The organism is Pseudomonas sp. McL0111 (genome assembly GCF_052567255.1).
Window position 1 is genome coordinate 5,000,386 of the sequence record NZ_CP199585.1, and the last position, 22,519, is coordinate 5,022,904.

A 22,519-nucleotide genomic window follows, 5' to 3' on the forward strand; every position below is an offset into this window, starting at 1 on the left:
ATTTTTATAGGGCAGGCTTTAGACCAAAAAGTGACTATCCATCGCCCCGACTGATCATTTTCAAAACTTGTAAGTCACCCGCGAGAACAGCGTTCGCCCAAACGGATCGCCGTATTTCGGGTCGTAACCGCTCTGGAACGTGTAGGTCTGATTGCTGAATGGCGGCTCGCGGTCGAACAGATTTTTCGCACCCAGCGTCACACTCAGCGTCTTGCGCCAGGTGTAAGTGCCGGACAAATCCCAGACGTTGTAGGAGCCGACGTAGTCGTGCGTCTCACGATCCGAATCGTGATAACCGCTGGTGTAGCGGTTGGTCAGCGCCGCGCCGAACGGACCGTAGTTCCAGCTGCCGGTCAGGCTGTGACGCCAGCGGGCCACGGCGCCGGCCGAGGCAAAGTCGCCGCCACGGAAATCACCGAGCTTGTCGATGTAGTCGCCCTTGAGCTGTTGCTGGTAGTCATAACGGGTGACGTAAGTGCCTTGCAGGCCAATGCCGAAGTTGCCGTACGGCGTGCTGGGCAAACGGTAATCGAAGCTGACATCGACGCCATTGGTCTTGATCTTGCCGAGGTTGGCCAGACCGGTAACAACGTGATCGATGGAGCCGTCAGGCTTGCGAATCAGGCGATCCGGGTACAGCTCCGGGTTCTCGAACACTGCCGATTCAGGGAACTCGGCGATCTGGTTGGCGATGTCGATCCACCAGAAATCCAGCCCGGTGGTCAGGCGCTCGAACGGCTGGTAAACGAAGCCGAGAGTGACGTTACGAGCGGTTTCCGGACTCAGATCGGTGTTGCCGCCAGTGCTGCGATTGAACTGCTGCGCGCAGTCACGGTTGGCGATCCCGCCATTGCTCGGATTGCCGCCGGCGCACAGTCGCGGATCGTTGTAATTGGCATTGGTGAATGTGGTGTAGTTCGGGTTGTACAGTTCATACAGCGACGGCGCACGGAAACCCTCGCTGTAGGCGCCGCGTACTACCAACTCCTTGAACGGCTGGAAGCGAAACGAGTATTTCGGGTTGGTGGTGCTGCCGAAGTCGCTGTACTTGTCATGGCGTACGGCGGCGGACAGTTCCAGGCTGTCGAGCACCGGCACATTGACCTCGGCGTATTGGGCCGAGACGCTGCGATCCCCGGCAACGCTGCCGTTTGGATCGACACCGAGGCTTTGCACGTCACCGGCAAACTGTGCGAAGTCCTGATGGAAGTCTTCCTTGCGGTACTCGCCACCCAAGGCCAGCCCCGATGGGCCGGCACCGAACCAGTCACCGATTTCGCGGCTGATACGCCCGTCAATCGCTTTCACCCGCCCTACGGCTGTGGCGTAGTCGCCGTCCACCGCGTTGGCCGCCAACAGTGCTTGTCCGGCGGCAGTTTGCGCGCCGAACGGGTTGATCACGCCGTTGGCGATCCCTGCGCTGATCGCATGATCGTTTACGTATCCGCTGTCGATGCTGTTGGTGACTTTGTTCTGGTTGTACGACGCGCCGACGTTGTAATCCCAACCGACCACACTGCCATCAAAATTCAGCAGCAGACGCTGACCAACGTTGTCATCTTCATGTTGACGAGCACCGACTGCTGTTTCGCGCCAGTTCACATCGACCGGTTGCGTCGGATCAAGGGCAAAGCCGCTCGGCCCGGGCGTAATGCCGTTACCCGGATAGAACGTGGTGCCGGGATTGACCTGATTACCCATCAAAGTACCGGGGCCGATCTGCGTGCGGTTTTCATTGCGTGCCCAGAAGTATTCGAGGCTGACGTTGTGATCGTCCGAAAGTTTGCCGGTGGCTTTGGCAAAGGCCGAGGTCTTTTCGGTTTCCGGCACCAGATCAAGATAATTCCACAGGCTTTGTCGGCAGATTCCGTTGCGCGCCAGCAGCCCCGGCGAGTTGCAACCGGAACCCGCCAGCGGGTTGGTGGCGTTGCTGCCCTGGCTCCAGTTGGCCGGTGACGCCGTGCCGGAGGTGTAATCGAGGCCGCGAGCGGGCTGATAGTTGTAGGTGTAGCCGCGATCATCGGCCGCCAGCCTTTGCTGTTTGTCGTAGCTGACCACGCCGAACACGTTGAAGCGGTCATCCTGCAAATCACCAAAACCCCAACTGCCGCTGAAGTTATGGCTTTCTCCGCCACCCGAATGTGTCGGCGTGTCGTAGTTGGTGCTGATCTGGCCTTCGGTGAGGCTGGTTTTGGTGATGAAGTTGATCACCCCGCCGATGGCGTCGGTGCCGTACAACGCCGAGGCGCCATCTCGCAGCACTTCAACGCGGTCAATGGCGGCGAACGGAATGGTGTTCAAATCGACGCCCGAGCCATTGATGGCGTTGGTCGCGTTGTTGCTCAGACGTCGACCGTTCAGCAGTACCAATGTCTTGTTCGGGCCGATGCCACGTAAGTCTGCATACGACGCCCCGCCACTGCTCGATCCCACCGAACGACCGGAGCCGACCGAGGACTGGTTGGCGGAAATCCGGCTGACCAGTTCCTCGGTCGTTGTTACTCCCTGCTCGCGCAGTTCTTCAACCCGCAGGATGGTGACCGGCACCGCAGTCTCGGCATCGACCCGGCGAATCGCCGTACCGGTGACTTCCACCCTTTGCAGCTGAGTAGTGGGCTCGTCGGCAGCGACTGCCGGCAAGGTGTTGATTGCCATCAGCAAGGCCAGGCTCAACGGGGTTCTAACGGGTGAAAATCGAATCATGAACAGCCATCCCTGCGTTTTGGTTTATGCAGGGATGTGCGACGGCGAATGAGGATTTATAGAGGTCCGGTTAGACCGTTGGGTGATGAGGTTATGCACAATTGGCAAATGCGTTTCACGCTAGCACCATTTCCCTCAGCAGCCGGGTATCCAGTCCAAACCGTTCCTGGGAAACCATCCTGAACTGCCCCTCTGCCAGTTCGCAGCTCACCAACAAATTCCAGGAATGTCGGGTTGCCGCAGAAGGGATCAGCACAAACGGATGTTCAGCCAGTAAAGCATCGGCAAATAGCCGTTGATTGGGTGACGGCTTTGCCGGGCTCAGCCAGTAAGGATTCGGCACATCCTCTGGTTGCACTATTTTGACCTTCGCGTCGCTGATGACCTCAAAGCACGTCAAGACATAAGCCTCCTTGTCCAACTTGTCAAAACTGCTATTGGCTGCCACCTCCAGAATGGCCGAGGACGGATCGACTGACGCGTAAATGACTCGCCGGCCGGGGATGTTCCATCGACCACCATTCAGATTTGAACCAATCCCGCGGTCCCACGTACATCCGTAGATCTCGGGATCCAGCCGCCAGGCATACCAATGCTCATCCCAAGGCAAGGGATTCATGTGTAAACCCCGTAGATGACCTGACCCAGGTACTGTTCCACCATCTGGAAACCCAGAAAATGCCGAATCAATTCCAGCGGCACGCGACCGTTCATGTAAGGAGTGGGCTTCTGCAACCACTCCTCTGCCCGCGATTGACGTCCGAAGGCCCGAGTGGCCATTTCAAGCACCAGCGCATGTTGGTAGGCGATGACGCTCTGCAGCGGGTCAAGCCGCACCGATTTGCCTTCCTTCAAAAGCCGCCGCACGGTTCTGACAGACTTGCCGGTTATACGTTTGACCATGTCGCCTTGCAGGTAAAGATCTGAAGTTGAAAGCATGCTGACTACGTCGTTCAACTCAAAACCTTCATCGGTGAGGTCAACGATCCGCATGGCGTCGTCTCCGATGTTCTGACCATGCACGAGCAAATCGACAGGTTTGCCCTCGGCCCTTTTCAGTCCCGTAAGCCTCGCTACTTTTGCATTAGGCACCGCGACATCCTCCATAGGGCATCTGGCACGATCGTCGCGCCAGTGATAGCGAGAGGGATAAACAGGCGTTTCGTATTCCAAGTGTGGTGTTCGCATGATCCATCCGTTTTCAGAGGCCTGAGCGTCCAAGCCGTGAGCGACTTCAATGTCATGCCCAATGCTATAGATCACGCGTCCGACGACCAACCTGAAAAAGTCGTCGGAAATATCCGCTGTTTTGCCAAAAGACTGCCCGTTTCCGTAGGACGCTTCGCACTCAACTGCCGAAGTGATAACTCACATCCAGCCACCACTGCCGCCCGTACGGGTCATAGTTGCCCGTCGGGTAATACGGCCAGCCTGCCGAGTCATCATGTTTGATCTGATTCAGCACGTTGTTCACAGTCAGACCGACGCTGGCACGGTCGTTGAGCTTGTAGCGTGCGCTGGCATTGAATACGGTCCATGGCGACAGTCGACCATCCCCGGCGCCATTGGTGACCGAACCATAACGAATGCCCATCAACGTCGCCGTGGCTTGCTGATAATCCCAGGTCAGGCTGGCGTTGACCTTGCTGCGCCAGTCGTAGTTGCTGCGCGAGGTTCGCAAGTCCTGCGTCGGTGCTTCTTCGGATTCCTTGTAGTAATGCGAAAGCACCAGGGTGTAACCCAACGCTGAACTGAACGCGCCATACTGCCCGGCGCCCCAGCGGATGTTGCTCTTGAAGTCGAGGCCGCTGACCCGCTCACTGGCCGCGTTGATCGCATTGACCCGCACCCGCTGCAACTGATTCGGATCGACAGCGGCATTCGCCGCGTTGCGGTCGATGCGTGCCAGGGTCGATTGGCACGCCGCCGAGTTGATGTCCTGGGCGCCGTTGCGGCAATCGTTTTCGTCCTGCAACAGACGGTTTTCATCAACGGTGGTCAGCAGGTCGTCGATCTCGACTCGCCAGAAATCCGTGGAGAAATCGAAGTTGCGCGATGGCGACCAGACGAAGCCGTAAGTCCAGGATTTGCCGCGCTCGGATTCCAGATCAGGCGTGCCGCTCTGGGTGTAGTCGACCCGCCCACGATCACACGCGCCATCCACGCCTTTGCTGCAGCCGTAGTAGTCGATCTGCGCCGGGTAATAACCGTTGCTGTCGGACTGATAGATGTAGTTCAAGTCCGGCGCACGGAAACTGGTGCCGTAGCTGCCGCGTAGCAACAGGCTGGTCAGCGGACGCCATTCCAGACCGAGGTTGTAGGTCTTTTGCTGCTCGGTGCGACCACTGAATTTGTACTGATCCCAACGCCCCGCGGCGGTAGCCAGAACCGTGTCGGTCACCGGAATGCTGAACTCGCCACCGGCCGCATAACGCTTGCGCGAACCGCCGGAGCTTTGCGCCGGGCTTGTGCCGTAGAAGGTGCCGTCATTAAGGCCACCGTCCGGATCGATGCGATATTCCTGCTTGCCCGCTTCCAGCACTCCGGCGAATCCGACCGGGCCGGCCGGCAAATCAAACAGGTCGCCGTTGACCGAGGCGTTGTAACTGGTCGAGACCGACTTGCTGGTCTGGGTCAGGTTGCTGCGAAACTGATCCCATTCCTGCGGCGTCAGCGGCCGGTCGAGGCGCGAAGCATCCGGAGCGAACACCGGGTAGCCGCCGCGAGTGCCTAGTTGTTGTCCAAGATAGAAATCCTGAATCGACGCCAATGGCGTGTAGCGCGTGGTTCTGACGCTGCGATATTCCGAGCGATTGGCCGCCAGATCGTAGTTCCAGCCAGTGTCGGCGATCTTGTCCGAGAGACCGAGAGTGCCGGTCCACGAGGTGTCGCGCCACTTGCTGTTGTTGCTGGTGCGCCCGCCGATCTCTTCTTCGCCGTAACGCCGATACCAACGTTCCAGATTGCCGGTGTTCTGATTGATGAAATCCGGCGAGGTGAATGTCGGGCCACGGGTGTTGTTCTGAATATGGTCGAGGCCGTACATCAGATCAGCAAACACCTGGCCGCTGTCGCTGAAGTGCCAGGTGCCACGGCTATAGCCGTCGTAGTTTTCCTTCTGCGTCTGGATCGTCCAGTAATCGTTGTACATCTGATCGGTGCGGCAACGGCCACCGCTGTTGAACAACTTGTTGTCGAACGTGCCCTGATACGCGCCACAACCGGGCCCGAGATAACGGTTGTTGGTGAGGTCGCGACGGTAGCCGACATCGGCCAATGGGCCGCTTTGCATGAAGCCACGGTCATCGGCCCAGATCGGATCGCGGTTGGTCAGTTCGACGCCAAACAAACCATCGAAATCACCCCAACTACCGCCGCCGCTGATCTGCAAGCGCTGATTGTCACCACCGCCGCGCTCGGTTGTGCCGCCCTTGAGGTTGACATCGATGCCGTTGATTTGCTTCTTGAGGATGATGTTGACCACGCCGGCAATCGCATCCGAGCCGTAGATCGCCGAGGCGCCGCTGCTGAGGATTTCGATGCGGTCGATAACGGCTGACGGGATGTTAGCCAGATTGGTGAAGTTGACCTTGCCGTCGTACGCCGACGGGTAATCGGCGACGCGCCGGCCGTTGATCAGCACCAGCGTGTGATTGGGCCCAAGCCCGCGCAAATTGATCGCGCTGGCGGCAGGCTGCCAGGTATTGCCGTAGTCCTCGCCCTGGGTCATGCCGGTGTTTTGCGTCTGGGTCGCCAAGGCGTCGTAGACGTTTTTGTAGCCGCGCGCTTCCATCTCTTCGTGGGTGATGACGTTGACCGGGGTCGCTCCATCGCTCTGGGCACGGGCGATGCGCGAGCCGGTGACCGTGACTTTTTCCATGCGGTAATCGGCACTGCTGGCCGGCGCGGTAACCGCAGTGACTTTGGCCGGCGCTTCGCCTTCACGGACGCTCAAGCCTTGGGTGCTTTGATCGACCTGCAAGCCGCTGCCGAGCAATGCTTTCTCCACTGCTTGCCGTCCGCCCAACGCACCGCGCACAGCGCTACTGCGCTTGCCTTGCACCAGATTCTGACTGAAGGAAATCGGCACACCGGTCTGCCGCGAGATGTCGAGCAACACTTCGTCGAGTGGGCCGCTGGCGATATCGAACGTGAATAGTTGGGCGGCAGGCTCTGCGGCGAAACCCGTCGTTGGCACCAGGCCCATGGCCAACGCAGCGGCGAGGGTCAATCGAGGTAATTGTTGTTTGAATGAAAACATCGAGGGGCTTCCCTGTTGAAGGCATCTGCAGGGAATGAGCAGCGGGCCGAGGCTTTTTATAGGGCGCCGATTAGGCCGAGAAGTTATGGCGTTATAACCGGCGCCAAAATCAAAAGATCGCTGCCTCGTTGCACTCGTGAGCTCCTACAGGTGTCAGCGCAGTTTCTGAAGTTTATGAGCGCGGCTCGATGCTCACCCAGTACGGGTTATGCCAGGTCACGCGGATCGGCAGCGAACGCTCCAGCAACTGCAACGTGCGGTCGCTGTCATCCAGTGGATAGAGACCGCTCAAGCGCAAACCGGCAACCTCCGGGCTCAGATGCAGAATGCCGCGCCGATAACGACGCAAGCCGTCGATGACTTCGCTCAGCGGGCGGTCGCGCACTTCCAGGCGACCTTGCACCCAGGCGCTTTCGTGACCGTTGCTGCGTTCCAGCGCGAGAATATTCTGAGCGTCGAACAACAGACTCTCGCCCGCCTCCACCACTTGCCGGGCACCGCCGCGAGTCACCACTTCGACCTGCGAATGGAGCATCACCAAACGCGTAGCGTCGTCTTCCTGCTGCACCAGAAATTTAGTCCCCAAGGCGCGCATCCGACCGTGTTCGGTCTCGACCACAAACGGACGCGCAGAATCCTTGGCCACATCCACCAGCAACTCGCCGGCGCGCAATGTCAGCAACCGTTGCATGGCATCGAATCGGGTGATCACCCGGGTGCGCGCATTCAGAGTCAAGGTGCTGCCGTCCTCCAGCGTGAAGTCACGGCGCTCGCCGGTACCGGTCGCCAACTCCCCTGCCTCGGGCAGCCAGCCATAACGCCGGCCGAGCAGCCCGGCCAACAGTGCAATCCCGAGCACACTCAAACTACCGCTGATAAATCGACGACGGCTCGAAGGCGCATTGAGACTGTGCAGCAGACTGTTGCGCGGCACGCCACGCAAAGTCGGATTGCGCAGCAGATTCAGCCCGCCGCCCATTTGCTCGATGATCTGCTGATGGCGCGGATCGGCAGCACGCCAGGCCTCGAACGCGGCCCGCTCGCCTGCATTGACCTCTCCCGACTGCAAAAGCGCCATCCATTGCGCGGCCTCATCGACTACCGTTTCGTCAGGCCTCATACCTGCATCGCCTGATAGCAACGCTTGAATGCCTCGACCATGTATTGCTGCACGCGACTGGTCGATACGCCGAGGCGTTCGCCGATCTGGCTATAGGTCAGGCCATCGAGTTGATGGTAGAGAAACGCCGCTCTGGCCTTGGCCGACAAACCGTTGAGTAACCGATCAACCGCCAGCAGCGCTTCGATCACCAACGCCCGCTCTTCCGGCGACGGATGCACCGGCTCCGGTGCCAGCGCCAGACTGTCCAGATAGGCGCGCTCCAGATCCTGACGCCGCCAGCCTTCGTACACCAACCGCCGCGCAATGGTGGTCAGCAACGCGCGCGGTTCGCGGATTGCCGCCGGGTCCGGCAATGCCAGCACCCGTAAAAAAGTTTCCGAGGCAATGTCTTGCGCACTGTGTGGGCAGCCGAGCGTGCGGCTGACGGCCGCGCACAGCCAGCGATAGTCCTTTTGGAACATCTGCCCAATGATCTGGTAATGCGGGTTATGAACTCCACCCATGTCTTGCTCCCTGAAACGGGGTCTACCCGCTGCGAAAACCGTCGTTCTACCGGGATCGTCCGGCACTGATCAGGGGGCGACTTTGCTATAGCACTGGATACATTTGAAGGAATAAAAAATCAGCACAACAAAACTTTTAGCCATAAGACATTCCGTCGCCGCGTAAACACTGGTTAACAGAACGTTGACCTCTATCAGTTATGCCGATCCCGCCTCTGTCTAATCTTCCCGCTCCATCGAAAGCCAAGGACGGCTCACCGAGAGCCCGCGGCTGATCCCCTTCAAGGAAGAACTCACATGCGATCACTCAACATCATTCTGCTGGCTTCGGCGTTCAACGGTCTGACCCAACGTGCCTGGCTGGAGCTGCGTCAGGCCGGGCACTCGCCCAGTGTCGTGCTGTTTACCGACGAAAACGCCGTGTGCGAGCAGATCGAAAACAGCGGAGCGGATCTGGTGATCTGCCCGTTTCTCAAGGATCGGGTGCCGCAAGCGCTTTGGAGTAATCCGGTGCGTCCGGTGGTGATCATCCATCCCGGCATCGTCGGTGATCGCGGCGCCAGTGCGCTGGACTGGGCGATCAGCAACGAACTGTCGAGTTGGGGCGTCACCGCCCTGCAAGCCGTGGAAGAAATGGACGCCGGACCGGTCTGGGCCACTTGTGAATTCAATCTGCCCGCGGGACTGCGCAAATCCGAGCTGTACAACGGGCGGGTCAGCGACGCGGCGATGCGCTGCATTCGCGAAGTGGTCGAAAAGTTTATCGATGGCTTTCAACCGGTGGCACTGGACTACACCGATCCCAAGGTGCGCGGGCGGCTGCAACCGAACATGAAGCAGGATGATCGCAGCTTCAGTTGGCATGACTGTTCGCGGTTCATCAAACGCAGCATCGATGCGGCGGACGGTCAGCCGGGTGTGCTCGCGAGTCTGGAAGGTAACCAGTATTACGTTTATGACGCGCACCTTGATGTGCGCACCGGTACGCCCGGGGAAATTCTCGCAGTGCATGACGATGCGGTGTTGGTCGCGACTGGCGATCACAGCCTGTGGATCGGCTCGCTGCGATGCAAACCGCAACCCGGCGAGGAAACCTTCAAGCAACCGGCGCGGCACGTACTGGCCGGTCTGCTTGCGGGCGTGCCGACGCTGCACTGGACGATTGCCAGTCAGCCGTTCAGTGGCGAGGCGTATCAGCCGATTCGTTATCGCGAGTCCGGGAATGTCGGCGAGTTGACCTTCGAGTTCTACAACGGCGCGATGAGCACTGAGCAGTGCCAGCGTATGGTTGAGGCATTGCGCTGGGCCAAATCCCGCGACACTCAGGTGCTGTTGATCAAGGGTGGGCGCGGCAGTTTTTCCAATGGCGTGCATCTGAATGTGATTCAGGCTGCGCAGGACCCGGGCGCCGAGGCCTGGGCGAATATTCAGGCGATTGACGATGTCTGCGAAGAGTTGCTCAGTGCGCGGCAACTGGTGGTCAGCGGTGTGACCGGTAATGCCGGAGCCGGCGGTGTGATGCTGGCACTGGCCGCCGATATCGTGTTTGCCCGGGCCGATATCGTGCTCAATCCGCATTACAAAAGCATGGGTCTGTATGGCTCGGAATACTGGACCTACAGCCTGCCACGTGCGGTCGGTCCGGCGATGGCCGAGCAATTGACTCAGGCGTGTCTGCCGGTGAGTGCCAGTCAGGCTTTGCAGTTGGGCATGGTTCAGGAAATCGGCCCGCGTTGCCCGGATGAGTTTGCCTTGTGGCTGCTGCAACGAGCCAATGGTGCGCTGACCGATCCGACTTATGCGGCGGTGCGTGAACGCAAGCTGCGCCTTGATCATCAGTTGATGCAGGAATGCCGCGAAAGCGAGTTGCAAGAGATGCAGGAAGACATGCTCTACAACCGCAATCAGTTTGCCGAGAAGTGCCGCCATTTCGTCTACAAACGCAAAGTATGCGGGACACCGCAGCGATTGGTGGCGGATTGGGCGCGGGTGCGTGAGGCAGAGTTGGCCGGGTAATCTTCGCCGACCGTTCGGGCCTCTTCGCGGGCAAGCCCGCTCCCACAGGTTCTGCGGGTGTCGTTAAATCCGGGTACATCCTCAATCCCTGTGGGAGCTGGCCTGCCAGCGATGGGGCCGGCACTTTCAACATCGTTGTCGACTGACATTGCGCTACCGCGAGCAGGCTCACTCCTACAAGTTTTGCGGGTCTCCTGAAAATCCGGGTACACCCTCAATCCCTGTGGGAGCTGGCCTGCCAGCGATGGCGCCGGTACTTTCAACATCGTGGCGACCGACATTGCGCTATCGCGAGCAGGCTCACTCCTACAAGTTCTGCGGGTGTCGTTAAAATCCGGGTACACCCTCAACCCCTGTGGGAGCTGGCTTGCCAGCGAAGAGGCCGGTACTTTCAACATCGTGGCGACTGACATTGCGCAATCGCGAGCAGGCTCACTCCCACAGGTTCTGCGGGTGTCCTTAAAATCCGGGTACACCTCAACCCCTGTGGGAGCTGGCCTGCCAGCGATAGGGTCAGCATTTTCGACATCGTTGTCGACCGACATTGCGCAATCGCGAGCAGGCTCACTCCTACAATGATCGGGGAGTTGCCGAGTACTGTGTGAACAGCACAAAACCTGTGGGAGTGAGCCTGCTCGCAATGAACGATGACGCGGTGTCGAGCGGGCACTTACAATGCCCGCACTCTCAAACACCGGCCCGCCCATGGACATCGACCTCGCTCGCACCTTTCTGGAAATCGTCCGCCACGGCAGTCTCGCGGCGGCTGCCGAGAAGTTGTTCGTCACGCAAACCGCGATCACCGCCCGGGTGCAGAAACTCGAAAGTCAGTTGGGTAGCACGCTGTTCGTGCGCAATCGGGCCGGCGCACGCTTGACGCCCAATGGCGAAGCGTTCGTGGTCTACGCCAACCAACTGGTGCAAACCTGGGAGGCTGCGCGCCGCGACTTGCCGCTGCCCGAGGGTTATCACAACGTGCTGCACATCGGTGGCGAAGTCAGCCTGTGCAATCCGTTGATGCTCAGTTGGGCCGCCGAACTGCGCGAGAAAATCCCGGGCCACGCCCTGCGCATGGAAATCCGCGACGGCGAAAACCTCCTGCGGCAACTGGAACTCGGCGTGCTCGACGCCGCGCTGGTCTATCAACCGGAATACTGGCCGGGTCTGCAAGTCGAGCAAGTGCTGGAAGAAAAGCTGATTCTGGTGCGCACGCCCGGTCGCCCCGATCCGTACGTTTACATCGACTGGGGCCCGGACTTCCGTCGTCAGCACGACGCCGCCCTGCCGGAAAAAGCCAAGGCTGCGCTGAGCTTCAATCTCGGCCCGCTGGCGCTGCAATACATTCTCGAAAACGGCGGCAGCGGCTACTTCCGCACTCGCGTCGTACGCAGTTTTCTCGAGACTGGAGCATTGGAGGCGGTGACCAAAGCCCCGGAATTCGGCTATCCGACTTATCTGGTGTACTCCCGCGATCGCGACTCGGCGACGCTGCAACAAGCCTTCGATCTGCTGCGCCAGGTGATCGAGACCGATGATGACTGGTCACAACGCTGGAACCCGTTGAGCTGAATCAATCTGAAGCGGCCAATTTGCAGCGAATCATGGCGCTTGTGACCTCTAGGTTCGACCTGCACAAATCGCCGGATCGGCTACTCTGCCGGGTATAACAACAATACCCGCAGGTGAGCGCATTGAGGCAGACCACCGAGGCATTCCGCAGCCGTTATCGTGCGGCGATCCATCCCTTTTACAACCCGTGGCTGCATGGCGCGTTCGTGCTGCTGTTCGGCGTGCTGGCCATCGGCGCGTTCTGGAGCAGCGTGCAGCAAGTACGGCTGCTGGAATGGCTGACCGTGCCCCTGACCCTGTTGTTTTTCAACTTTGGCGTTTACGTGGTGCACCGTCATCTCGGGCATCACAAGAAAAGCTACGCCAAGCTGTTTTACGCCCGCCATGCCGGCGACCATCACAGCTTCTTCACCCCCGGCCACATGACCTACGACGGCGCTCGCGACTGGCGGGTGATTCTGTTCCCGGCGTGGCTGATCGTCCTGCACACGCTGGTGATCACCCTGCCGCTGTGGTGGTTGTTTGCGCAGGTCAACGCCAACGTTGCCGGGCTGTTCGGCGGTTGCATGGTCCTGGGTTATCTGAGCTACGAAGTGTTCCATGCCTTTGAACATCTGCCGCCGCAAAACCCGCTGACGCGCCTGCCATGGGTTCGCCAGATGCGCCGTCTGCACGAATTGCATCACCGTCGCGAGCGCATGCAGGAGCGCAATTTCAATATCGTCTTTCCGCTGATGGACTACCTGTTCGGCACCCTTTACTGGGAGCCGGAACCCGCCCCTTTGACCCCGTCGAGTACCACCATGACCCGCATGCAGCACCAGATCGATATCGCCGGCGAACCGATTGCCGTGCTCGCCTATGCCGCCAGCGTCAACTACTGGCCCGAATGGCATCCGTCGTCGCTGAAAATTATCGGCCCGCAAGGCCCGCTGCACGCTGGATCGCGTTTCGAGGAGGACATTCATGCCGGCGGCCGCGCGGGCCACTTGAGCTGGGAAGTGACCGAATACCTGCCCGGTCGGCGCTGGTGCGCACAGGCTCAGGGCGATCATGGTCTGTCGTTGCTGCTGACCTATCAATGCTCGGCCGAAGGTAATGGCACGCGGTTTGTGCGAACCCTGGATTATCAATTCGCCGGGCTGGGCATGCGCATCGCCAACAAGCTGCTGTTGAAACGCCGTATCGACCGCGAATCCGCCGCCTCGATGCTGGCCCTGCGCGACATGGCGGTCAGGCATCTGACACCGTCGAGCGTCAACGCATGAGGATGCGTCATTGGCTGTTACTGCTGCTGATCGTGATTGTCGCGTTTCTGTTGTTGATGCCGACCAAAGTCGAGCCCGTCGCGTGGACGCCCTCACCCGCGCCATCCCTCAGCGAAGGTGTCTACGCCGAGAACCAACGACTCAAAGGCACGACTCAGGTTGGCCCCGGCGACATCGAAGGCCCGGAAGCGCTGTTGCTGGAAAATGAGTTTCTGCTGACCGGACTGCATGACGGCCGACTGTTGCGCACCAGCCTTGATGGCAAGGAACGCCAAGTTCTCGCCGACACGGGCGGCAGACCACTGGGGCTGGCGCGTCATCCCAATGGCTTGCTGGTGATTGCCGACGGTGTCAAAGGCTTGCTGTCGCTGGATGCGCAAGGCCGGTTGATCGCATTGGCGACCGAGGCCAATGGCACGCCGTTCGGTTTTACCGACGACGTGGCTATCGATAAGTCCGGGCATTACGCCTATTTCAGCGACGCCACCAGCCGTTGGGGCTACGGCCATGACGGAGAGGCGATCATCGAGCATGGCGGCGACGGACGCCTGCTGCGCTACGACTTCCAGACCGGTAAAACCAGTGTGCTGCTGGACAAGCTGGAGTTCGCCAACGGCGTGACCCTCGGCCCGGATGATGCTTACGTGCTGGTCAACGAAACCGGCGCCTATCGCATCAGCCGCTACTGGCTGAGCGGGCCCAAGGCTGGCACCCATGACCTGTTTATCGACAATCTGCCGGGGCTGCCGGACAACCTTGCGTTCAATGGCCATGACCGCTTTTGGGTGGCGCTGTATACGCCGCGCAATTCGCTGCTGGATCGCACCGCCGGGCATCCCTTCATTCGCAAGATGATTGTGCGGGCGATGATGGTGCTGCCGAAACCGGTGGAGAAGCGCGGGTTTGTGTTGGGGCTGGATCTGGATGGCAAGGTCATTGCGAATTTACAGGACAGCAGTGAGGGCAATTATTCGCCGATTACCACGGTGCGTGAGTATGGCGACTGGTTGTATTTCGGGTCGCTGAAAGCCTCGCATATGGCGCGGCTGCCGTTGGCTGAGGCGCTGAAGTGAGCCAGTTGGATTTTCACTGAGTTGACTGACCTCTTCGCTAGCAGGCTAGCTCCCACAGTTGGAATGCATTATCCCCAGAGAGCCTGCTCCACATTTGGAATGCATTATCCCCAGAGAGCCGGCTCCATATTTGGAATGCAATTCCCCCAGAGAGCCGGCTCCATATTTGGAATGCAATTCCCCCAGAGAGCCGGCTCCATATTTGGAATGCAATTCCCCCAGAGAGCCGGCTCCATACTTGGAATGCAATCCCCAGAGAGCCGGCTCCATATTTGGAATGCAATCCCCAGAGAGCTTGCTCCATATTTGGAATGCAATCCCCAGAGAGCCTGCTCCATACTTGGAATGCAATCCCCAGAGAGCCTGCTCCATACTTGGAATGAATCCCCAGAGAGCCTGCTCCATACTTGGAATGCAATCCCCAGAGAGCCGGCTCCATATTTGGAATGCAATTCCCCCAGAGAGCCGGCTCCATATTTGGAATGCAATTCCCCCAGAGAGCCTGCTCCATATTTGGAATGCAATCCACTGTGGGAGCTAGCCTGCTAGCGATGACATTGGTTCAGTTGCCAGATATATCGAACTTGTCCGGATCTTCGTCTTTCGGCAAATCATCCAGCTCGGGATCTTCTTCGGGATGCTCGGCGGTATGCGCCGGGCTATTGGGCTCAGGATGGGTCGGCACCGGGTCGAATGCGCCCTGCTGTTCACTGGGGAATTTGGGTTTGTCTGTGTTCATGAGGCACCTCGCAAGGAGTCGATGAATTCGGACTCTGAACATTCGAGGTGCCGGTCGTGCGCGTCGTTCCAGTCAATCCGCCACCGATGGTCGGCGGATCAGTCGTCGGTCAGGCTGGAGACTCCAACTGCCTGACGATCTTGTCCTTGACCAGCAAGCGTTTCTCCTTGAGTTTTCGCACGAGGTCATCGTCTGATTTCGCGTTTTCCGCATCGACCACTTCAGCGTCAGCCTGGGAATACTTGGTAAGCAGTGAATCCAGTAGTGGGTCCTTGGAGCGTTTTTGCTGGATCTCTTCCTTCGTGCAGCTCAAGTCCTGATACAGGTCATGGGAAACCGGCATGGAACACCTCCGTCAGTTGATCGGCAGCCAACGCGACTGATTGCGTCAGCCAGTTATCAGAATGGCCTTGGTCGGACGGTTCTGTCGACCACCTGTCAGACCAGCGGTGGCCGTTCGTCGCCCTGTCGCAAATGCGATAAAACCTTTTTTCGCCGCGCTGCCTCCATTGCATAACGATCACAAAAACCTGTGTGGAGATACGCTAATGGACGGATTCAAACTGCGTCACCTCGCTCTGGCTGTCGTTTTGAGTAGCGGTATGGGCAGCGCTTTTGCCGCGACTTCGAACAACTTTGTCGATAACGCTGCCGCCGGTGGCATTGCCGAAATCGAAACCAGTCGCCTCGCGCTGGAGAAGAGCTCCTCGGCCGACATCAAAGAGTTCGCCAACATGATGATCACCGACCACGGCAAGGCCAACGATGAACTGGCCACGATTGCCAAGGCCAATGACATCAAGGTTCCGGACACCACCACCCTGGTCAAACAGGCCAAGGAAAAGATCCTCGACATGCGCGATGAATCCTTCGATGCGGCCTATGCCAACAATCAGGTGAAGGCGCACGAAGAGACCATTGAACTGTTCAAGAAAGAAGCCAATACCGTGACCGATGACAAAACCAAAGGCGCGACGGAGCTGAAAGCCTTCGCCCAGAAAATGCTCCCGGCGCTGGAAAAACACCTTGCCGGTGCAAAAGAACTGCAAGCCAAACATCCGAGCAAATAAACCCTCGTTGCAAACAAAGAGGCCGCATTCAATGAATGCGGCCTCTTGTCGTTTCAGCGCGCTTTAACCGCCATCGGTATCAATATCGGCATCGGTCTCTTCACCCGGTTTCGCTCGGTCCGGATCAGGTTCGAAGCCTGGGCTGAACTCATTGTCGTTATCCGTATTCTTGTTCTTCTGATCCACCGCCGGGTCGGCGCTTTGGGCCTGGTCGGTATCACCCTGCTTTTGTGCGGGCTGCGTGGGCGCAGGCTGTCCCGGGATTTGCGGATCAATCGCAGGATCGTTGCGGTTGATCGGTTCTCCAGCCTGGTTCTGCTGTTGCGGCGATTGCTCGTTCATAGCCACCTCGTTGGTCTAAGCCAGCACGACCTGAATCCGTCGAGCCTTGTAGTTTCGAAGCCTGCTACCGGGCAAACGTTCAAAACTTCGCAGCTTGCAGCCACGCCGACTAGAGTTAGCGAGACGTTTCTTGCGTCAGATCAAAAATATCCTCGCCGGTACGAACAACTATTTTGAACGGCAAATGTCACTGACATTGCGCCGGTCATTTTTTACAAAATCGGCCCCCCATTCGTTAAGGAGCAACAGGCACATGGCAGCACTGCAGAACAGCACACTCGATGCGATGAAAAAACAACAAGCACAGCTGCTGGGCGACTGGATCAAAGGACTTGAAGCCAGTGGTGCCACCCGCAATCTCAAGGAACAGGACATCCACAAGGAAACTACCGAGTTTCTGCAACTGGTGGTCACTGGCCTGGAAAACGACAACGGCACCAATGTAGCCGCGTCGGGTTGGGATGCAACTCGTCAGTTCCTCGAAAAACTCTCACACAGCCGCGCCCTGCTCGGTCAGGACTCGCAACAGACCGCCAGCTTCATTTTTGCCCTGAAAGGCCCGCTCTTTACCCTGCTGCAAAGTCATTACAAAGAACAACCGGCGCAGCTCGCCGAACAACTCTGGGAAATCTCCGAACTGCTCGACGCGTTCGGCCTGCACACCATCCGTACGTTTCAGAAATCCCGTGAAGCGGTGATCAAACGCCAGCAAGAAGAACTGCTCGAACTCTCGACCCCGGTGGTCAAGCTGTGGGACGGCGTACTGGCGCTGCCGATGATCGGCACCCTCGATTCGCAACGCACGCAAGTGGTGATGGAATCGCTGCTGCAACGCATCGTCGATACCGGTTCGGAAATCGCCATCATCGACATTACCGGCGTGCCGACCGTCGACACCCTGGTGGCTCAGCATTTGCTGAAAACCGTGACCGCAATCCGCCTGATGGGCGCCGACTGCATCATCAGCGGCGTACGTCCGCAGATCGCCCAGACAATCGTGCATCTGGGCCTCGATCTGCAAGGCGTGGTGACCAAGGCCAATCTGGCCGATGCGCTGAAACTCGCCCTGACGCGCCTGGGCATCAGCCTCGGCAAACCGGTTTAAGCCGATGGAACGCATTCCTATATTGCAAATGGGCGACTTCCTGCTCGTCACCATTCAGGTCGACATGCATGACCAACTCGCCCTGACCCTGCAGGATGATTTGTCCGAACGCATCAGCAAAACCTCGGCGCGCGGGGTGTTGATCGACATCTCGGCGCTGGACATGGTCGATTCGTTCATCGGGCGGATGATCGGCACCATTTCCGGCCTGTCGAAAATCATGGACGCCGAAACCATGCTGGTCGGCATGCAGCCGGCGGTGGCGATCACGCTGGTCGAACTCGGCCTGACCCTGCCCGGCGTCAGCACCGCGCTCAACGTCGAGCGCGGGATGAAACTGCTGCAGGAACGAGTACGCCAGCAATGACCGTGCGCAGCAGTGGTACTCAAGTGATTCACATTGAGCAGGACGTGGTGCTGGCGCGCCAGACCGCGCGCAAACTGTCCACCGAGTGCGGCATGCGCCTGATTGACCTGACCAAGCTGGTGACGGCCGTCAGCGAGCTGGCGCGCAACACCATGGTCTATGGCGGTGGCGGCGACATGGACTGGCAGATCCTCGATGAAAGCGGCAAGGTCGGTCTGCGCCTGACCTTCCGCGACGAGGGGCCGGGCATTCCCGATATCAAACTGGCGATGACCGATGGCTGGACCTCGGGCAGCGGTTTGGGCCTCGGCCTGACCGGCGCCAAACGGCTGGTCGATGAATTCGAACTGGACACCGAGCCCGGTAAGGGCACCCGTATCACGATCACCCGATGGACATGAATATCGGTGGGTCGATGACCCAGGTGCTGCTGGTTGAAGACAGCAGCCAGATCGGTTATGCCCGGCGTACGGCCCAGAAGCTCGCCGAGCAGCACGGTTTTGATGAAACCGACGCCGGGCGCGTAGCTCTGGTGGCCACCGAACTGGCAAGCAATGTGCTCAAGCATGCCAGTCGCGGTGAGTTGCACCTGCGCGCCCTGCCCCGTGCCAACGGCTTCGGCATTGAAATGCTCGCGGTTGATCGCGCTCAGGGTTTTGATCTGGATGCCTGTCTGGCGGACGGTTTCTCCACGGGCGGCACCCAGGGCATCGGCCTCGGCGCAGTGGCGCGGCAGACAGATCTGTTCGACGTGTATGCCGATGCCCGTGGCGCGGTGTTGCTGGCGCGGGTGTATCCGCGCACCGACCGCCAGCCGGATCTGCGTTACGGTGTCAGTCAGCACTCGCTGCACGACGACCCGGCGTGCGGCGATGTCTGGCATCTGGCGTTCAACGACAACAATGTCAGCGCGCTGGTGATCGACGGACTCGGCCATGGCGAGGAAGCTGAACGCGCGGCCAGGGCTGGAGAACGTCCGTTCGCCCTGGCACCGTTCACCACCCCGGTGATGCTGATGGATGACATGCACCGGGATATGATCGGCACCCGTGGTGGCGCGGCAGCGATTGCCCAGTTCGACGCCGGGCGCGGCAGCCTGACGTTTACTGGCGTCGGCAACATCGGGGCGAGCCTGATCGCAGCGGACAAGTCCCGTGGTCTGGCCTCGCACCCGGGCATCGTCGGCGTGCAGTACCGGAAAGCCCAGCCCTTTGACTATGCTCACGTAAACGGACATTTATTGATCATGTACAGCGACGGCCTGCAATCCCGTTGGAATCTTCAAGACTATCCCGGCCTGGTGCACCGTCATCCGGCCGTGATAGCCACCGTCCTGCACCGCGACTTCTGTCGCGGGCGCGACGATGTAACGGTGCTGGTCGTTGCCCTGGAGGCCGCCCATGGCTGAGTCGCCAACCTTGAGCAATGCCGAGCAGGCCGCGCTCATTGCGCAGTTGCAGAGCGAGACCGCCGCCCTGCGCGAAGAACTTGATGAAACCAATCAGGGCGTGCTCGCGCTGTACGCCGAACTCGACACCCAGGCCGACCAGTTGCGTCAGGCCTCGGATCTGAAAAGCCGCTTTCTGTCGTACATGAGTCACGAGTTCCGCACGCCGCTGGGCTCGATCCTCAGCATCAACAGCCTGCTGGCCGATGAGCTCGACGGCCCCCTCAGCCCCGAGCAACACAAACAAGTGGCGTTCGTCAGCAGCGCCGCCCGCGAACTCAGCGACATGGTCGATGACCTGCTTGATCTGGCGAAGATCGAGGCCGGGCGTATCACTATTTCCCCGGCCTGGTTCGACATGTTCGACCTGTTTTCCGCCTTGCGCGGGATGTTCCGGCCAATCGTCGATGCGACCGCCGTGGATCTGATTTTCGAGGAACCGGCCGGTCTGCCGCGCCTGTTCACCGACGACAAGAAACTCGGGCAGATCCTGCGCAATTTCATTTCCAACTCGCTGAAGTTCACCACCCGTGGCGAAGTGCGGGTTTCGGCCCAGCTCGAAGGTCTGGACAGAGTGCGCTTCGCGGTCAGTGACACCGGCATCGGTATCGCCCCGGAGTTGCACGGAGCCTTGTTCGAGGACTTTTCCCAGGTCGATTCGCCGCTGCAAAAACGTCTGCGCGGCACCGGCCTCGGTCTGTCACTGTGTAAACGTTTCGCGGCCCTGCTGGGTGGTGAGGTGGGTGTACAGAGCACCCCGGGAACCGGGTCTACCTTCTTCGTGATCATTCCGCTGGCGATTGCTCTGGAGAACGTCGATGAAACGTGACATGCGCCTGCTGATCGTCGACGACAACGTCGCCACCCGCTACGCCTTGCGCCGGCGGCTGGAACGTCACGGCTACGAAGTGCTGGAGGCCGGCACCGGCACTGAAGGCCTGGCATTGATCGACAGCGAAGCGCTCGATGCGCTGATCCTCGATGTCAATCTGCCGGACATGAGCGGTTTCGATATCGTGCGCATTCTGCGCGCCGATCTGCACACCGCGTTGTTGCCGATAATCCATGTCTCGGCGGCCTCGATCCAGACCGGCGACATCATCACCGGCCTGGATGCCGGGGCCGATGCCTACCTGATTCATCCGGTCGATCCGGACGTGTTGCTGGCGACCCTGCGTACTCTGTTGCGGGTACGCGACACCGAGAACGCACTGCGTGAAAGTGAGGCACGCTTTCGCGAGATTTTCATCAATGTCTCGGCGCCGATTGCGGTGCTTGACGCGAACCTCAAGGTCCATGAGTGCAACCATGCTTTTGCGCAACTGATCGAAGACAATCTCGATCCCGAGACGCTTGACCAGTGCTTCGAAGCGGGCCAGGGCGCAATCCTCAATGAGCTGCGCCTGCGGCTGGTCGATGGCGAGCGCTGGAAAGGCACGCTGAATATGCGTGTGCAGGGGCAAACTCGCGAAACCGAGTGGCAGATTTCACCCTATCGCACGCCGCAACTGAGCCTGGTGTTTGTCGAAGACGTCACTGAACACCGCCACCGCGAGCGCTCCCACCTGGCACGGCTGGATGACACCACCACACAACTGGCCAAGGAAGTCGCCGAACGCGTGCGCGCTGAATCACAGCTGCTGCAAGTGCAGAAAATGGATGCACTGGGCAAGCTCACTGGCGGCATCGCTCACGACTTCAATAATTTACTGACCGGTATTATCACCAGCCTCGAGCTGATCCAGAAACGCGTGGCCGACGCACGTCTCGACAAGGTGCAGTTCTACGCCGAAGCTGCATTGAACTCGGCGATGAGCGCCGCCTCCCTCACTCATCGCCTGCTCGCCTTCGCCCGGCAGCAACCATTGGATACGCGACCGGTGGACATCAACGAGCATGTGCGCTCGCTGGAGGAACTGCTGGTGCGGACCATTGGTGAACGCATCGCCCTCAAGCTGGAGCTGACGAATAAACCGGCGATTGCGCTGGTCGATCCGATTCAGCTGGAAAGCGCGATGCTGAATCTGGTGATCAATGCCCGTGATGCACTGCCGCTGGGGGGCAATATCTGGGTCAACACGTACGCGGCGTACTCCCATGGCGATCCGAATCTGGCTGATGGTGCTTATGTGGCGTTATCGGTACGCGATGACGGCACTGGTATCGAGCACAACGTGATAGACAAGGTGTTTGATCCGTTCTTCACTACCAAGCCGTTGGGCCAGGGCACCGGGCTGGGGCTGTCGACCATCTATGGTTTCGCCCGCCAGTCCGGCGGCGATGCGCACATCCGCAGCGTGGCCCGGCGCGGTACTGAAGTGACGATCATGCTGCCGGCCACCAGCGACCCGACCGGTGCCGATGTCGCCCCGTCGGCTGTCGATTCCCAGGGGGCTGGCGAGCATGTGCTGATTGTCGAGGACACGCCTTCAGTGCGGATGTTTGTCACCGAAGTATTGGAAGATGCCGGTTATCGCTGCACCCAGGCGGGCGACATCGAAACGGCGCTGGAGCGTTTGCAGAATGATCCGTCGATCAATCTGCTGCTGACCGATGTCGGTCTGCCGCGCATGAGCGGTCGGGAGTTGGCGGATGTCGCACGGGGCTGGCGTGAAAGCCTGCCGATCCTGTTCATGACCGGCTACGCCGAAACCGCGATCAATCGGCAGGTGTTTCTCGGCACCGGCATGGACATGCTGATCAAACCGTTCCAGATCAACGAACTGCTCGACAAAGTCCGCCGCACCCTCGACGGCGCCTGAGATCCCCTGTAGGAGTGAGCCTGCTCGCGATGGCAGTTGATCAGACAGCAATGGTCTATGGCTGATGGCCCCATCGCTGGCAGGCCAGCTCCCACAGGTTCATGGGTGTACACATCATCTGTGAACGACGCAAAACACTGTGGGAGCTGGCTTGCCAGCGAAGAGGCCCGT

The 22,519-nt window shown here is 59.4% G+C and carries 20 protein-coding genes; 11 read left to right on the forward strand and 9 right to left on the reverse strand.

Annotated features, from left to right (window positions below; genetic code table 11):
• Positions 1 to 60: 60 nt before the first annotated feature.
• The 6 genes from ACTWLJ_RS22645 to ACTWLJ_RS22670 form a co-directional block, all read right to left on the reverse strand.
• The gene (locus ACTWLJ_RS22645) at positions 61 to 2,703 is read right to left on the reverse strand and encodes a TonB-dependent receptor (protein WP_445178525.1); all 2,643 of its coding nucleotides are present in this window, start codon (positions 2,701 to 2,703) and stop codon (positions 61 to 63) included.
• A 115-nt stretch (positions 2,704 to 2,818) separates the two neighbouring features.
• Positions 2,819 to 3,322 carry an RES family NAD+ phosphorylase gene (locus ACTWLJ_RS22650; protein WP_445178526.1) on the reverse strand — a complete coding sequence of 168 codons (504 nt, stop codon included), beginning with the start codon at positions 3,320 to 3,322 and terminating at the stop codon, positions 2,819 to 2,821.
• The gene (locus ACTWLJ_RS22655) at positions 3,319 to 3,810 is read right to left on the reverse strand and encodes an antitoxin Xre/MbcA/ParS toxin-binding domain-containing protein (protein ID WP_401209697.1); all 492 of its coding nucleotides are present in this window, start codon (positions 3,808 to 3,810) and stop codon (positions 3,319 to 3,321) included. The genes ACTWLJ_RS22650 and ACTWLJ_RS22655 overlap by 4 nt, the downstream gene beginning before the upstream one ends.
• 241 nt (positions 3,811 to 4,051) lie before the next feature.
• On the reverse strand, positions 4,052 to 6,964 hold the full coding sequence (locus tag ACTWLJ_RS22660) for a TonB-dependent receptor domain-containing protein (protein WP_445178527.1): 2,913 nt from the start codon (positions 6,962 to 6,964) through the stop codon (positions 4,052 to 4,054).
• A 172-nt stretch (positions 6,965 to 7,136) separates the two neighbouring features.
• Positions 7,137 to 8,084: a FecR domain-containing protein gene (locus tag ACTWLJ_RS22665; protein WP_445178528.1), complete on the reverse strand. Its 948-nt coding sequence runs from the start codon at positions 8,082 to 8,084 to the stop codon at positions 7,137 to 7,139.
• Positions 8,081 to 8,590, reverse strand: coding sequence for a sigma-70 family RNA polymerase sigma factor (locus ACTWLJ_RS22670; RefSeq protein WP_445178529.1), 510 nt, complete (start codon positions 8,588 to 8,590; stop codon positions 8,081 to 8,083). Before ACTWLJ_RS22670 ends, ACTWLJ_RS22665 begins: the two co-directional genes overlap by 4 nt.
• A 297-nt stretch (positions 8,591 to 8,887) precedes the next feature.
• Between ACTWLJ_RS22670 and ACTWLJ_RS22675 the strand changes: the two genes are divergently transcribed.
• From ACTWLJ_RS22675 to ACTWLJ_RS22690, 4 genes are all read left to right on the forward strand, one after another.
• A complete protein-coding gene (locus ACTWLJ_RS22675; RefSeq protein ID WP_445178530.1) occupies positions 8,888 to 10,606 on the forward strand; it encodes a hydrogenase maturation protein in 1,719 nt (572 codons plus the stop codon).
• Positions 10,607 to 11,311: 705 nt separating this feature from the next.
• Entirely contained in the window at positions 11,312 to 12,175 is an 864-nt protein-coding gene (locus tag ACTWLJ_RS22680) for a LysR family transcriptional regulator (protein ID WP_445181403.1), read from the forward strand.
• 122 nt (positions 12,176 to 12,297) lie between these two features.
• Complete coding sequence (locus ACTWLJ_RS22685; RefSeq protein ID WP_445178531.1) at positions 12,298 to 13,443, forward strand: SRPBCC family protein; 1,146 nt, start codon at positions 12,298 to 12,300, stop codon at positions 13,441 to 13,443.
• On the forward strand, positions 13,440 to 14,516 hold the full coding sequence (locus ACTWLJ_RS22690; protein WP_445178532.1) for an SMP-30/gluconolactonase/LRE family protein: 1,077 nt from the start codon (positions 13,440 to 13,442) through the stop codon (positions 14,514 to 14,516). The genes ACTWLJ_RS22685 and ACTWLJ_RS22690 overlap by 4 nt, the downstream gene beginning before the upstream one ends.
• A gap of 562 nt (positions 14,517 to 15,078) precedes the next feature.
• On the opposite strand, the gene ACTWLJ_RS22695 is transcribed toward ACTWLJ_RS22690, so the two are convergent.
• Positions 15,079 to 15,255: a hypothetical protein gene (locus ACTWLJ_RS22695; RefSeq protein WP_445178533.1), complete on the reverse strand. Its 177-nt coding sequence runs from the start codon at positions 15,253 to 15,255 to the stop codon at positions 15,079 to 15,081.
• Between the two features lie 109 nt (positions 15,256 to 15,364).
• Entirely contained in the window at positions 15,365 to 15,598 is a 234-nt protein-coding gene (locus tag ACTWLJ_RS22700; RefSeq protein WP_445178534.1) for a DUF465 domain-containing protein, read from the reverse strand.
• A gap of 205 nt (positions 15,599 to 15,803) precedes the next feature.
• Between ACTWLJ_RS22700 and ACTWLJ_RS22705 the strand changes: the two genes are divergently transcribed.
• A complete protein-coding gene (locus ACTWLJ_RS22705) occupies positions 15,804 to 16,325 on the forward strand; it encodes a DUF4142 domain-containing protein (protein WP_445178535.1) in 522 nt (173 codons plus the stop codon).
• Positions 16,326 to 16,388: 63 nt separating this feature from the next.
• Here the strand turns inward: ACTWLJ_RS22705 and ACTWLJ_RS22710 are convergent, their stop codons facing one another.
• Positions 16,389 to 16,667, reverse strand: a complete 279-nt coding sequence (locus tag ACTWLJ_RS22710) for a hypothetical protein (RefSeq protein ID WP_445178536.1) — start codon at positions 16,665 to 16,667, stop codon at positions 16,389 to 16,391.
• Between the two features lie 253 nt (positions 16,668 to 16,920).
• On the opposite strand from ACTWLJ_RS22710, the gene ACTWLJ_RS22715 reads away from it, so the two are divergent.
• The 6 genes from ACTWLJ_RS22715 to ACTWLJ_RS22740 are packed head-to-tail and all read left to right on the forward strand — an operon-like array spanning position 16,921 to position 22,348.
• Positions 16,921 to 17,772 carry an STAS domain-containing protein gene (locus ACTWLJ_RS22715; protein ID WP_445178537.1) on the forward strand — a complete coding sequence of 284 codons (852 nt, stop codon included), beginning with the start codon at positions 16,921 to 16,923 and terminating at the stop codon, positions 17,770 to 17,772.
• 4 nt (positions 17,773 to 17,776) lie between these two features.
• Positions 17,777 to 18,139, forward strand: coding sequence for an STAS domain-containing protein (locus ACTWLJ_RS22720; RefSeq protein ID WP_025112567.1), 363 nt, complete (start codon positions 17,777 to 17,779; stop codon positions 18,137 to 18,139).
• Positions 18,136 to 18,540: an anti-sigma regulatory factor gene (locus ACTWLJ_RS22725; RefSeq protein WP_445178538.1), complete on the forward strand. Its 405-nt coding sequence runs from the start codon at positions 18,136 to 18,138 to the stop codon at positions 18,538 to 18,540. Before ACTWLJ_RS22720 ends, ACTWLJ_RS22725 begins: the two co-directional genes overlap by 4 nt.
• On the forward strand, positions 18,537 to 19,547 hold the full coding sequence (locus ACTWLJ_RS22730; protein ID WP_445181404.1) for an ATP-binding protein: 1,011 nt from the start codon (positions 18,537 to 18,539) through the stop codon (positions 19,545 to 19,547). Before ACTWLJ_RS22725 ends, ACTWLJ_RS22730 begins: the two co-directional genes overlap by 4 nt.
• The gene (locus ACTWLJ_RS22735) at positions 19,540 to 20,415 is read left to right on the forward strand and encodes a sensor histidine kinase (RefSeq protein ID WP_445178539.1); all 876 of its coding nucleotides are present in this window, start codon (positions 19,540 to 19,542) and stop codon (positions 20,413 to 20,415) included. Before ACTWLJ_RS22730 ends, ACTWLJ_RS22735 begins: the two co-directional genes overlap by 8 nt.
• Positions 20,405 to 22,348, forward strand: coding sequence for a response regulator (locus ACTWLJ_RS22740; protein ID WP_445178540.1), 1,944 nt, complete (start codon positions 20,405 to 20,407; stop codon positions 22,346 to 22,348). The genes ACTWLJ_RS22735 and ACTWLJ_RS22740 overlap by 11 nt, the downstream gene beginning before the upstream one ends.
• Positions 22,349 to 22,519: the final 171 nt, after the last annotated feature.